The 13284-nt window shown below is 67.6% G+C and carries 11 protein-coding genes; 8 read left to right on the top strand and 3 right to left on the bottom strand.

Going from position 1 to position 13284, the window contains the following annotated elements; translation table 11 throughout:
- Positions 1-13 precede the first annotated feature (13 nt).
- Positions 14-256: a hypothetical protein gene (locus tag IF61_RS0119605; RefSeq protein ID WP_157848630.1), complete on the bottom strand. Its 243-nt coding sequence runs from the start codon at positions 254-256 to the stop codon at positions 14-16.
- Between the two features lie 785 nt (positions 257-1041).
- On the opposite strand from IF61_RS0119605, the gene IF61_RS0119600 reads away from it, so the two are divergent.
- The 6 genes from IF61_RS0119600 to IF61_RS0119575 all read left to right on the top strand — a co-directional run bounded on the left by IF61_RS0119600 (position 1042) and on the right by IF61_RS0119575 (position 6168).
- Complete coding sequence (locus IF61_RS0119600) at positions 1042-2280, top strand: helix-turn-helix domain-containing protein (RefSeq protein WP_030367752.1); 1239 nt, start codon at positions 1042-1044, stop codon at positions 2278-2280.
- Positions 2281-2477: 197 nt separating this feature from the next.
- Positions 2478-2912, top strand: a complete 435-nt coding sequence (locus IF61_RS0119595) for a hypothetical protein (RefSeq protein ID WP_157848629.1) — start codon at positions 2478-2480, stop codon at positions 2910-2912.
- A 253-nt stretch (positions 2913-3165) separates the two neighbouring features.
- Complete coding sequence (locus IF61_RS0119590; protein ID WP_030367750.1) at positions 3166-3507, top strand: DUF7848 domain-containing protein; 342 nt, start codon at positions 3166-3168, stop codon at positions 3505-3507.
- Positions 3508-3812: 305 nt separating this feature from the next.
- A complete protein-coding gene (gene tgmA / locus IF61_RS0119585; RefSeq protein ID WP_052392832.1) occupies positions 3813-4094 on the top strand; it encodes a putative ATP-grasp-modified RiPP in 282 nt (93 codons plus the stop codon).
- 26 nt (positions 4095-4120) lie between these two features.
- A complete protein-coding gene (locus tag IF61_RS0119580) occupies positions 4121-5077 on the top strand; it encodes an MvdC/MvdD family ATP grasp protein (protein WP_030367748.1) in 957 nt (318 codons plus the stop codon).
- Complete coding sequence (locus tag IF61_RS0119575) at positions 5074-6168, top strand: methyltransferase domain-containing protein (protein WP_052392831.1); 1095 nt, start codon at positions 5074-5076, stop codon at positions 6166-6168. The genes IF61_RS0119580 and IF61_RS0119575 overlap by 4 nt, the downstream gene beginning before the upstream one ends.
- 49 nt (positions 6169-6217) lie before the next feature.
- Here the strand turns inward: IF61_RS0119575 and IF61_RS0119570 are convergent, their stop codons facing one another.
- Positions 6218-6478 carry a GntR family transcriptional regulator gene (locus tag IF61_RS0119570; RefSeq protein WP_030367746.1) on the bottom strand — a complete coding sequence of 87 codons (261 nt, stop codon included), beginning with the start codon at positions 6476-6478 and terminating at the stop codon, positions 6218-6220.
- Between the two features lie 1099 nt (positions 6479-7577).
- Between IF61_RS0119570 and IF61_RS0119555 the strand changes: the two genes are divergently transcribed.
- A complete protein-coding gene (locus tag IF61_RS0119555) occupies positions 7578-8045 on the top strand; it encodes a lactococcin 972 family bacteriocin (RefSeq protein ID WP_052392830.1) in 468 nt (155 codons plus the stop codon).
- A gap of 1386 nt (positions 8046-9431) precedes the next feature.
- Positions 9432-10457 (top strand): RICIN domain-containing protein, encoded by a 1026-nt coding sequence (locus IF61_RS35355; protein ID WP_157848628.1) that lies wholly within the window; start codon positions 9432-9434, stop codon positions 10455-10457.
- Between the two features lie 33 nt (positions 10458-10490).
- On the opposite strand, the gene IF61_RS0119540 is transcribed toward IF61_RS35355, so the two are convergent.
- Positions 10491-13223, bottom strand: a complete 2733-nt coding sequence (locus IF61_RS0119540) for a right-handed parallel beta-helix repeat-containing protein (protein WP_030367741.1) — start codon at positions 13221-13223, stop codon at positions 10491-10493.
- Positions 13224-13284: the final 61 nt, after the last annotated feature.

The raw sequence follows: 13284 nt of genomic DNA, 5'->3' as shown, positions 1-13284 counted from the left end.
ACCGGCCTTGCAGTCACTTGGGCTCGAACTCGCCGCACACGTTCCCTGCACCGTCCACGATCCAGCCGCCCCCGTCCGTGCGGTCGTTGCCCGCAGCAGGGCCGCACAGCGCCGTGTCGAACCCCTCGTTGAACGCCGCCACGGACACCCGCTCGACCGCGGCCCGCTTGCCGGACTCACCCGCCTTGAAACCCGCCATGCCACCACCCGCGGCCAGGACCGCAGCGGCCACCACACCGGCCAAGAAACGCTTCAACACAACCCACCCCACAGACCCTCGGGAACGGCCGTCAGACCGCACCACACGCGTTTTCTGAGGCGCTGCCACCCACTTCGTGGGGAGCGCCATGATCCTTAGTTCGTTAGCGGCCCGCCCTATCGGGGCCACCCGATCCGGCCCCGCATCACTCAGTGATCGGCGCCGCAATTCATTTCTACCTCAACAGCAATTCCAGGCAATCCAAATAGAGCGTGATCCGCATCACAAACCATGAATGCAAGCCTGTTCGCGCCCCCATTCCAAAACCCCTAAAAACCAACGTTTCCGCAGGTCAGAGTACATGTGACACCCGGGGGTAATGCCTAGTTAGAAAGAAATAGGACCCACCGGGGGTGCCTCTTTCCGACCGTGTACGGGTATCAAAGTGTCAGGAATTCGCCACCCGCCGGCCTACCGTGGGGGCAATGACAAGGCTCGCGAAAACAAAAATTCCCCGAGGCGCCGGCCTGGGGCCTTCGTGGGTCGTTTTCAGGCCCTGTGAGGCGCCTCGGGGGGCGTGAACGAACTAACCAAGCAGGATTTTCGTGATCCGGGTTACAGTTTTCGGCTGCACCGTTACGGCCGGCGCGTATCACAGGTACATATTTAATGTCGGGGGGTGGTATATACCCCTCCCAGGGCCCCCTCAGGGCCCTGGGGTGATCGCTGTCTCCTCTGATTCCGGAGACTCCGCCTGGAAGTCGATAGCTCTGCCGGCCTCAAGGGGGCCGTCTCTGCGGGTACCGTTCAAGAACGGGAGCTTCACCGATGGGAGTTGAGGCATGCAGTGGGGCGAGTACTCGAACGGTCAACGCATCAAGATCCTGCGCGGTAGGGATGTCACGCAGGCCCAGCTAGCCGAGATGACGGGCCTTTCCGTCGTCACCATCCAGAAGGCGGAGCAGGACAAGGCGCTCAGCCTGAACACGCTCCTGACCATCGCGGACTCGCTTGGAGTCGACACTTCCGTCATCCTTGGGCAGCAGGCTCCCCGGCGAGCCATGGCCCAAGCCGACCGGATCACGCTGCGCACGCTCTCTCAAACCGTGCACGACACGGCCGCGGGGATGCTGCCTGGAGGTGTCGAGGAGGTGGGTGGGGCTGACGATCTGCGGTCGGCTATCAGTGCGTGCTGGGAACGGTATTGGAAGGGCCTCTACGTAGAGGCGGGCGCCCTTGCCGCCCCGCTTCTCCAGCAGGCGGCAATGCATCTTCACGGGCGCCCCACTGGCGAGCAAGGCGAAGCCTGGGGCCTTCTCGCCGACAGCTACCGCATCTCCGCATACGTGGCCAACCTCATGGGTGCACGTGACCTGGCGTACGCGGCGATCGGACATGCCCAGGCCTCGGCCGAGCGCTCGGCAGACGAGTTGCAGCCGGCTGTCGTGGCCTCAGGGCGCTCCTGGATTTACCTGCGGGATGCACGGCTTCAGGATGCGCTGCGGCTGGCCGAGAAGGCTGCCGTAGACGTTGAGCCGCGGTTCTCTACCGCGACTGTTGACCAGCTGACGGTCTACGGCAGTCACATCAACTTCGCTGCGGTGGTCGCGTCGCGCCTGAAGAACAAGGCGCGCGCTGCCGACTACTTGTCGCAGTCCCACGCCGCCGGCGTCCGCATGGGTACGGAGCACCGGGCATATGGGACGCTCTTCGGCCCGCTGACAGCTACCACGCAAGCGGTAGGCATCAACGTAGCCCTTGGCCTGACTGGCAAGGCGCTGACGCTGATTGACGGCATCAAGGACGTCTCGGGACTGACTGAGGCCGCCCAGCATCGCTATGCCATGGATAAGGCGATGACTCTCGCGGACGCTGGCCTCTGGGACAGGTCACTGGACACCTTGGAAGAGACGCTGGTCCAGGCGCCCGAGTGGGCTCGCCATCAGGCGCTGCCAAACGTCATCGTCGAGAAGGTGGGCCGTGCCTCAACCGCGCGGCTACGGCGTGTCAGGGATCTCATTGGCGCCCAGACAGGCATCTCTCACGGTTTCCCCCCGGCGACCGCCAAATCGGCACTTTAAGGACACCTTAGCGGCGGAGTGGTATGAGGCGGACGACTTTGGACCGCATGCAGAGCAACCGTCTTACGTAGCAGACGAGTTGCTTCGGAGTGGCTTTGCCGAGTCGTCCGCCTCGTTTCTGGGCCTGCACTTTCCGTAGGGGCATGGTTACTCACATGCCCCGCACGCAAAGCGATCGGATGCGCAGGGAAGCGCTGGTGGACGCCGCCAGCGGGCGCCTGGGTCGTGTTCGAGTCGCTCTATATGCCTGCATCGATGATGGTCGCGAACCGCTGGAGGTGATGGCAGCTCTACGGCGATGCGCCGAGGCGCGTGACTGGGTAGTCGCCTTGGCGGTGTATGACTCGGTCTCGCTGGCTGTTGCTCGCTCCGACCGCAAGCTGTGGCCGGTGGTCGAGAACATGGTGGTCGCCGGGACGGTCGGCGGGCTGCTGGTCCAGTTCGCCGATGAACTCGCTCCGACCGCAGAGGGCAGGGAGGAGGTTCGCGGATGGTTGGCCCAGCGCCAGGCCTTTCTCCTCTCGACCGAGGCAGCGTGCCCTACTGCCTCCGCAACTCGCGACGGCAGGCGCCCGGAGGCGCTCCCTGCGGCACTCCCGAACTTCAGGTGCACGAGGGGCGGGCTAACGTGAGACAGAGGAGCAGCGCCCGCGAAGTCTTGGCTTTGCTCATGGCTCAGCGTGGCCAGAATGGTGTCCTGCTGGTCCAGGTGGTCAAACCCTCGTCGGCAGTCGCATGCCAGGTCCGTGGCCTGGGCGAGAGTGTCGATGTGCCTGACCTGCCGCCGGGATCCATGGAATACCCCGACTGCGCGTGTCCGCGCCACCGTGCCGGCCAGGGAAGGCCGGACTCGACGGTGCGGCTCACGGCCGGCGGGGGGCGGTAATGGGGATCCGTACCCGCTACGTCTACGCCGAGTGGACCACGATGGCCGACCCGCAGACCTCGGAGGAGTTCTCCGTCGAATGCCGGGAGGCTGGCTGCTCTGGCGAGGTCAGCATCAAGGATGGCCCTGCCGAGGCTGACAGGTGGAAGTACCAGCACACCATCAGCACGGGTCACCGCCGTTTCTGGGAAACCCAGGGCCGCGCCACGCTCGTCGGCCCGCCCCCCGGCGCCATCGTCGCCGGTCAGATCATGGGCCACGAGCGGGCCGCGGATCTCCCGGACCGCAGCCGGCCCCCGCTCGAACCGGTGAGGGGCACTGCGTGGTCCGAGCCGCGATAGCAACCCCGCCATCGGTATTAATCGGTAGTTGCGAGAGGTGCGGTGAAGGCATTCCTTCTCCGCAGCCCGGACAGCGCCTGTGCGACGCCTGCCAGAACTGATCCACCACGAGACTCTTGTCCCTCTCTGACCCCCGTCGGGGAGGAGCAGGAACAGTGCCTGCCCGGTTTCCGTGCGGTTGGATCCGTCGGGCAGGCCGTCAGACTCCCTCAGCTGACGAGGCCGAGGGGAACCGCCCCGGGGATGACGAACCCTCGGGACCGCTCTGGATCACCACCGAAGCCACCAAACGGAGGTTCTGCAAGATGACCACAACGCTCGTACCTTTCGGTGCTCAGGCACCGATGCCGACGTACGTCGTGGAGATTGACCCCTCCACGTTCGAGTACGACCCTGACCGCCAGGTGAACATCATGAGGGATGGATCCCTGTGGGCGAAGACGCCGATGGCTGCGTCGTCTACCGCGACGAACAACGACACCTCCCCGGGTAACCCCCCGGACGAGGAGGCCGACCCGTACGCCTTCCCGGAGATCGAGCCCCAGCGCGCACCTCACGGCCACCGGCTCGTGAAGCCCGCGGCGTAGGTTGCAGATGACGCCCGCGCGGGCACGTGTTGATCGTCGCTGAACAGCTCGACCCGACCGCCGATCTCGTTGTGCAGGCACTCAGCGAAGCTGGAACTCCTGCACTACGTTTCGACCTCGCAGAGTTCCCCCAGGTCATCACGCTCGCCGCTGAACACCAGGCCGACAGGCCTGGTTGGGCCGGTGAACTGGTGACCAGCCGGCGCGCGGCGCGCATTCAGGAAGTCCGGGCCGTCTACTACAGACGGCCCGGACTTCCGGTCGTGTCGCCGAAGGTTGCCCGGGAATACCGAGACTGGGCAGTATCACAGGCACTCGTCGGCATGGTGCAGGTCCTCTCATCCCTCCCGGTGGTATGGATGCACCACCCCGACGTCTACCGAGCCAGCGCCCACAAGCCCGGTCAGCTCGCCGCCGCGACCCAGGCCGGCCTCCGGGTCCCCGCCTCGTTCCTGGGGAACAGCTTGACTCACGCTCGCCGGTGGGCAGCAGGAGTCGGCGGTTCACTGGTCTGCAAACCGATCGCGGCCGCATCGCTGACGCTCCCTGACGCCCCACCCACGATGTTGCCCACCCGGCGCGTAGAGCCAGCCGAACTGGACGAGTCGTTCGAGCTGACCGCCCACTACCTCCAGGAGTGGGTGCCGAAGAGGCACGAGATCCGGCTCACCGTCGTTGGTCAGCACATGTTCCCCGTCGCCATCCACGCGAGCAGTACGAAGGCGAAGGTGGACTGGCGCAGCGACTACGACGCACTGGAGTACGAACCGGTGGCCATTCCCGATGACGTCGCTGCGGGGGTTCGCCACTTCATGGCGGCGTACAAGCTCAACTACGGTGCATTCGACTTCGCAGTACGCCCCGATGGGCAGTGGGTGTTCTTCGAGTGCAACCCGGCCGGACAGTGGCAGTTCATCGCCAAGGCCACCAATCTCCCCATCGCCGAGGCGCATGCCTCCCTACTGCAAGGAGCAGTTTCTTGAGCCATCCGGACACTGACGCGATCCAGGCCCGCCGGGAAGCCCTCGCTCAGCAACTCACCGAAAAGGGTGATCTACGCTCGGCGGAGTGGCGCAGTGCCGTTCTTGATACCCCGAGGCATGTCTTCGTCCCGACCTTCTATCGACAGATCGAGGGGACGTGGCAGCCCGTGACGGCCGGCCACCCCGACTACTTCGATCACGTCTACAGCGACAGGTCGCTGACCACGCAGGTGACCGGGAATTCCGCTACATCGTCATCCAGCCAGCCGAGCTTGATGTTGCAGATGCTGGAGGCCCTGGATGTGCAGGACGGTGACAAGATCGGGGAAGTCGCGACAGGGACCGGTTACAACGGGGCACTCATCTGTCACCGTATCGGGGAGACAAACTTCGTTACGGTAGAGGTCGACAGGAACCTGGCTCGCATCGCGAAGGCCCGACTGCGCGCGGCAGGTTACGCGCCGGCCGTCATGACGGGTGACGCCAGGGCAGGATTCCCCGGTGACGTCACCCTGGACCGGTTGATCGTCACGTGTGGATTCAGCACCTTCCCGTACGTGCTGGCTCGCTCGGTCCGCCCCGGCGGTGTGATCGTCTCCCCGATCGGCTGGGGAAACGCGCGGCTCACCAAGGGCAAGGACGGGACTCTGGAAGGCAAGTTCCTCCCCGGCGGCTCGTGCTTCATGCCGGCTCGCGGAGAGGGTGACACCGGGCACGTTCCCTATCCCGGGGAGCCCGAGCACACCACCGAACGAGCCACGGCAACGAACTTCAGTCTCCTGAAAGACGAAGGACTGTGCTTCCTCTCGTCCCTGGCGCTGCCGGACGTAGGCACTGCCATCGAGATGGACGAGAACGGGACAGTCACCGGCTATCGCCTGTGGAGGCAAGACGGCTCCTGGGCCCGAGTCCACGGCGGACGCGCACAGCAGGGCGGTCCCCGGAGGCTCTGGGACACGATCGAACACGCCATCGCATGGTTCCAAACGCAAGGAAGTCCTGCGCGTGACCGCTTCGGTGCCACGGTCACGCCGGCTGGTCAGCGCTTCTGGCTCGACGAGCCGAAGCAACGAGTACCGCTCGCAGTCTGATGCTGGCGCCCCCGGTCCGTTCTCGGTCCGGGGGCGTTCTGCGTCCTGCTCAGGATTCCGTAGCAGCCTTGCGTGCCTTCACGTATGTTCCGCGCTTCGGAACCGTGTAGACGTACCCCAGTTCCACAAGGTGGCGGATCGTCCGTTGCACAGTCCTCAGGGCAACGCCATACCGGTCGACAAGTGTCGGCTGTGACGGGATGGGGCGATCGACTTCATAGATGCCAGCGTTGATGTCCCGGATGATGTCCGCCGCGATCTGCTGATACGGCGGGATCGGGGACCCGTAATCGATCTTGCTGGCTGCCATGTGCTGAGCGTAGACAATCAGCCCGCACAACGCCTACCTCGCTAAGGGTAGCTAAGAAGCGCTAAGCGTAGACAAGAGTAGTGAAGGAGCGTAGCGTCACGATCACAAAAATGACCCCGACAGCCGCGTAGGACCGGCTATCGGGGTCGCACGCCACCAGCTATTCAGGAGCTGAGACGCATGCAAAACCCTATCGGTCGTGCCCTCCTGTGGGTACTGCGGGTATTACTGCCTGGTCGTGGCCAGCACAGTCGAACCCGCCCCACCATCGCCCCAGTACCGCACCCCCCCGACCCAGCCGCCCTACGTGATCTGCAGCGGGAGCTGGCCGATCCCGCCTCATCACCTCGCCCGGTACGTCATGCCGCCCGACACGCGCCCTCTCGTGCCTCGGTTCCTCGAAGTGCACGAAGAGGAAGTGTGCAGGGAGCGCGAAGAAGAAGAGCGCCGACGCCACCACCGTCGCGAGGCCTTACAGGCGGCCATCGCCGGCTGGGACTACCCGGACGCCCTGTACATCACGCCAGGGACCGGCCTGAGCTCCGTGCAGGTCTGCCGTACCCCCGACGGCATGGCGGTGCTCGCATGATCGCTAAGTGCAAGACCTGTGGGCAGGAGATCGAGCGGTACATGGTGTGCGGGAGCGGCCCCAGCATCCTCGTCCCGATTCCCCATCGCTGCCCCAACCTCCCGGACACGGGCTCCTCTGAGACCTAAGACAAAATGCCGCAGCCCCCTTCGGCCTCACCCGGCCGAAGGGGGCTGCGGCATGTTTGGGACTCCGGCAGATGGAGGGCCGGCAGGTGACTTCCAGTGTCTCCATGTCGGCGAGGTTAGCCCCGCCGTACGTATCGCAAGTTGCTCAGCAGGATCGAAATCTGAGCATGATAGTCGAAATGGCTAACGTGACGGAAAATGCTGTCTTTATGCGAGAAGAGATGTTTTGTCTCTCTCGGTTTTGCGGGCTGCCCGAATTCGGGGGGTGCTCGTCTCAAAGATGGCTTCTCGGTGAGGTCGGCATGTACGCAAGATGCTCCCGTCAACTCAAGTGACAGAGCATGAGGAGACATGTTGTGACCGCTAGCAGACGGAGATTACGTTGAAGAAGCCCGGGAAGTTCGCTCTCGCCACGGTTTCCATTTTTGCTGCCGCTGGAGCACTCGTCACCGCCGGACCGGCCACTGCGGCCGCCCCGGCCGCCCCGCAGTTCCAGGTCATTACAGCGGCCAAGGGGGCGACGCCCCCGGCTGAGCTCATCGGCCCGCACGGTGAGAAGCCCACCGAGTGGGGCATGGCGTCTTTCAATGTGGACGCGTCCCCCAAGTCGGGTGTCGCCCGGATAGCGCCCGCAAGCGTCGGTGGCGGGACCTGGAACTACGGCACCACGGCCGAATGGAACGGCAAGAGGTGCTACTCGAACTACATTCACCCGGACAAGAAGCACTCCGCCAGCGTGGCCTTCGCAGGTGGCACCGACAAGGACGTTCAGGAAGCTGACGTCTGGGCCCAGGCTGGGATCACAGCCGGCGCCGCCTACACCTGCAACGCCTACTGGGGCGTCTACTAAGCTCTAGTGCGCTCGCATTCCCGTTTACCGAAGGTCTGGCTGGCTGCGCGTGCTGCGCGGCATAGTCAGGCCTTCGGGTCTTTTGCTTGCAACCTAGCAGAATGCGTAGAGAGCCGGTAGGCTGCGGGCACCCTACATACCATGCATCGAGGTCCTGCACGTGCGTTCATCATTATCGACTGCCACACTTACTCTCGCAGGCGGCGTGATCGTTGGAATCTCTGGCCCGATCCTGGAATCGGTAAGCGGGCAGGTAAGTCATGCAGCCAGCGTCACCTTGGTCGCAGGATGGATGTATGCCCTGGTGGCCTTTGTGTCCGGGGTTTTGGCTGATTCGAAAAAAAATGCGGCCATAATGGGCTTCACTTCTCTAGTGGTTACTGTGTTCGCCTACTACATAACGAAGGCGGCTCAAGGCGACTTCAGGACGCCTGATTTTAGCCGCCCGAGTTCAGGGGCTTTGACCTTCGCGTGGGGCGACTTCCTCTCGATGCTCGCCCTGTGGTGCGTCTTCGCTCTCCTCTTGGGGCCGATCTGCGCACTCGCAGGGCGGTGTGCACGCACCGGGCCCTACCGTCTTCCTTGTCAGCTTTTGGTCCCTGTGGTGGCGATCGTTGAGACCTCCATGCGACTGTCCGCCGAGGCGGGTACACAAGAGGCGTTGGTCGGTACGACTTGGGGCGTTACCCGTGGCCTGGCCATAGTGGTGATCTTGGTCCTCGTGTGCGTCGCCGCTGCCGGCGCCTGCCGCCGACGATCCGCACGGGCGTCCAGATAATCGGCGAGGCGCAGGCCGGACGCGTGACCAGCGCGTGACCAGTAGCCCCCAGGAGCACCCGGAATCGCCCAGGAAGGGGCATGTACTCTGGGGCGTCAGTCAGCCCCTACGAACTGGTGTTTCTGCAGGTCAGAGGCCTGGTGGGCTGGTGCCCGAGAGGAGAGTTCAAGTCCCCCCTCGGACACCAGCAGGAACCCCAGCTGAGCTGGGGTTTTTCTGTTTTTCCGGACTGGTTCGGGGGCCGGTGTGACCAGTGCGTGACCAGTCCGTGGTCGTGCGGCCGGGGATGTCGAAGCGCGCGCCGGGCTCGACGTGTTGGGCGAGCTGTCGCTGGTGGGCCCGTCGGCCGGTGCCGTCACTTCTGTCGAACTGGTTGCCGGGAAACGGATCCCGCCGGGGCGAAATCTCCTCCTATGGAGTGGAGGACGCACGGACCGGGGTGCACTGCCGCACGCGGCCGGGCTCGACCGCTGCCATTACCGCTTCGCACCCACACGGGAGATGACGTGTCACCCGAGCGCACGAACCGATCATCCGGGCCGTCAGGGCCGCCCCAGGACACGGGACTTCGGGACGGATTCTCGAAGGCCTTCGCCAGACGCCCGTCCGTGCCCCGGCGGGGCCTGCTGCCGGGCAGGAGGGTGTGGACCGCCCTCGCCTCCGCCGCGGCGGTGACGGGGCTCGCCGTGGGCGCCGTTCCGCTGGCGAAGCAGATCCAGTTCACCTCGGACGACACGAAGAAGGTCTCTGCGGCCAAGGATCCGGGGAAGCCCGGTGGCGGCGAGTCCTCGGCGTCCGGCTCGAAGGACACGGGCAAGGGCACCGGGGCGGCACAGCCGACGGGGAGCGGGAGCACCGGGGGCGGTGGCAGTGGTGGTGCCACCGGTGGCAAGGGCGGATCGGGTCAGCCCTCCGGTTCGGGGACGGGATCGGGCTCCGCGTCGGGGTCCGGATCCGGATCCGGGAGTTCCGGGGGTGGCTCGGCGTCCGGCTCCGGCGGTTCCAGCGGTTCCAGCGGGTCCAGCGGGTCCTCCAGCTCCGGTAGTTCTGGTTCTGGTTCCGGTTCTGGGGGGTCCAGCGGTTCCGGCGGTTCCAGCGGCTCCTCCGGCTCCGGGCACGAGGATCCCGGCTCGGCCTTCAGGGACGGCGGGATCAAGCCGCAGCCGCAGGAGCCCCCGAAGAAGGGCGTCGTCCAGCCGCCCAAGCCCGAGATCCCGCGTCCCCCGAAGCTCGACGACGGCAAGATCAAGGGCCCGGTCATGGGCTTCGCCGCGAAACGGTGCGTGGACATCGTCGGCGGCAAGTCGAAGGAGGGCGCGCCGCTGGAGCTCGACGGCTGCAGCGGGGACAGCCGCCAGCGGTTCGAGTTCCGGCCGGACGGCGAGGTCTGGACGCTCTACGACGACCGGCTCTGCCTGGACACGCAGCGCGGTTCGACGGCGAACGGGACCGCCGTCCAGCTCGCCGACTGCAACGGCAAGCCCACCCAGGCCTTTGCGATCCAGCGGGACGGGTCCCTGGTGAACCCCAAGTCCGGCAAGTGCGTCGAAGCCGCGGACAGTGGCTCGAAGGGACTGCGGCTGCAGCTGCAGACCTGCAACGGAGCCAAGAACCAGAAGTGGCAGATCGGCTGAGCCGGTCCCATACGCCCGTACGCCCGTCCGGTGCTACACCGCCCCGGACGGCGCTCCCGCCGGCTCCGGCACGTCCTGGCGGGTGAGGGTGACCAGGTCCGCCTCCGACGGCGCCTCGATCTCGGCGACCCGGTACGCCTGCCGCTCCGTCATGGCCTGGAAGGCCTGGCGGGCGGAGCGGCCGTTGCCGAACCGGTGGTCGCGGGGGACGCCGGAGAAGTGGGCGCCGAGGGCGTCCCGTGCCTCCTCGGTGAGCTCGTACTGGTGGGAGGCGGCGTGCTGTTCCACGATCCGCACCAGCTCCGCGTCGTCGTAGTCCTCGAAGAGCAGGGTGCGGTTGAAGCGGGAGGCGAGGCCGGGGTTGGAGTCGATGAAGTGCTCCATCTCGTCCGGGTAGCCGGCGACGATCACCACGACGGCGTCGCGGTGGTCCTCCATCAGCTTCACGAGCGTGGCGACGGCCTCCTGCGCGAAGTCGTTGCCGCCGCCGGCCGCGGGGGCGAGTGAGTACGCCTCGTCGATGAAGAGCACGCCGCCCATGGCCTCCTGGAAGACCCGCTGGGTCTTCGGCCCGGTGTGGCCTACGTACTCGCCGACCAGGGAGGAGCGGTCGGCCTCGACGAGGTGGCCGCGCTCCAGCAGCCCGACGGCGGCGAGGATGCGGCCGTAGAGGCGGGCGACGGTGGTCTTGCCGGTGCCGGGGTTCCCGGCGAAGACCAGGTGCCGGCTGAGCGGCGGGGCGGCGAGCCCGGCGGCCTCGCGGCGGTGGACCATCCGCATGAGCTTCACGAGGGAGGCGACGTCCTGCTTGACGCGGCGGAGCCCGATCAGCCGGTCGAGCTCGCCGAGGAGGTCGTCGAGGCTCTCCTCCGGCTCCTCCCGGTCACCGTCGGCCCCCGCCGTGGCGGCGGCCCCGTGCTCCGCCCCGGCGGGCAGGGGCGTCTTCCGGCCCGCGGCGCCGGCGAGCTGCGGCCACTGCGCCGACCCGACCCGTACGGAGACGCATTCCTCCACCACCGGCTCGGCGTCCGGCTCGGCGCTCAGGTCCTCGGCGGCGTCCTGCACCCGGACGCGGCGGAGCACCGGGGCCGCGGATCCGGCGAGGTGGACGGCCGGGAAGCCGGGGGCGACGATCTCGCACTCCTCGAAGACGCCGCCGCCTCCCGAGTCGACGATCAGCCCGTTCTTCGCCGGCCGCAGGATGCGCACTCCGCTCAGCCGCGGCTCGGCGCCGCCCGCGACCACCACGCCGGAGCCCGCCGCGTCCCGGATCTCCAGGCCGGTGACCCGGGGCGCGGCACCGGGTTCGACGACGAGGCCCGCGGTGCCCGCCCGCACCAGGCTGCCGCCCGTGACCTCCTGGTCACCGGGGCCGAGGACCGCGGCGGCGCGCTCGCTGTCCGCGATCTCGCAGCCGTGCAGCAGGGTCGGGCCGTGGCCGGCGGCGGTCACGCCGTTGCGCGTGCGGTGCACGGCGACGCCGCGGAGTTCGGCGCGGACGGAGTCGGCGAGGTCCACCCCCGACATGCCGCAGTCGCTGATCCAGGTGCTCTCGATGACGGCCCGCGCGCCGGCGACCAGGTGGGCGCCGTGTTCGGGGGTCCTGGTGATGCGGAGGCCCCGCAGCCGGATCTCGGCGCTGCCGCCCGCGTGGACGGGGCTGTAGGCGCACTCGTCCATGGCGCTGTCGTCGAGGTGCACGACGGCGTCGCCGGTGGCGACGAGTCCGTTGGCCGCCGACGAGCGGATCACGGTTTCGCGGCCGGTGAGCCGGGCGGAGCCGTGGACGACGACGGCCGCGGCGCCGGTGCGCACGATCCGGGTGCCGGTGACCCGGATCCGGACGTCCTCCCCGGCGCTGATGCCGGAGCCGCCGCTGTCGCGCAGCGTGCAGAAGGCCAGCTCCACCTCGCCCCGGCCGTCGGCGCGTACGGAGTCCCCGCCGGCGCCCGAGAGTTCGCAGTCGTGCAGCCGGACGCCGGCGCCCGCCTCCTGCGGGTCCGTCGCCTCCGCCCCGGGCGCGGGGGAACTCCCGAGCACCCGCACGGCGTCCGTGGCGCACGCCCTGATGCGGCAGTCGGTGAGCCGGGCGGAGCCCAGGTCCTCGACGAGCAGCCCGCTCCGGCCGGCACCGTCGATCAGGCACTCCCGCAGGGTGACGGCGGCGTCCTCCCGTACCCGTAGCGCGGACCCGGTGGTGTCCCGGATGTCGGTGCGGAGCAGCTCGACGCGGGTCGACCCGCCCGCGACGATCCCCGTGCCGTCGGTCCCGAGCAGCCGGCAGTCGGTGAGGACGACGGTTCCGCCGGTGCGCAGCAGCATCCCGGCGAGGGCCGCGCCGGCCAGGACCGTTCCGGTCATGGTGAGCGCGGCGTCCCCGTGCACCTCCAGCCGGCCCGTGCCGATCCGGCCGCCGGACCACTCCGTGCGCCCGCCCGCGAGCACGACGGCGGGCCGGTCGGCGGCCTCCCCCTCGACCGCGAGTCCGTCGACCACCACCCGCGCGCCCGCGGCCACTTCGAGGGCGGGCCGCCCGTCGCCGGGAGCGGCCAGGACCACGGCCCCGCCGTGTCCGCCCGCCTCCGCGCCGAGGACGCGCAGGGCCACGCTGCGCTCGACCCGCACCGCCTCACGGTAGACGCCGGGAGCGATGCGTATCTCGTCGCCCTCGGCGGCCGCGGCCAGGGCGGACGCGAGGCCGGGGTGGGCGCTGGGGTCGCCGGTTGCCACCCGGTGGGTGGCGGCCGGCTGGGCGGGGACTGTCACGGGGGCTCCGTCAGAGGTGCAGGTGCAGGTGCGGGACCGGGCGGTGCCGGTGGTGATGACA

Source organism: Streptomyces roseoverticillatus (genome assembly GCF_000719265.1).
Classification (GTDB): Bacteria; Actinomycetota; Actinomycetes; order Streptomycetales; family Streptomycetaceae; genus Streptomyces; species Streptomyces roseoverticillatus.
Note: the sequence above shows the minus strand (reverse complement) of the source record. Positions and strands in the feature narration are given on the sequence as shown.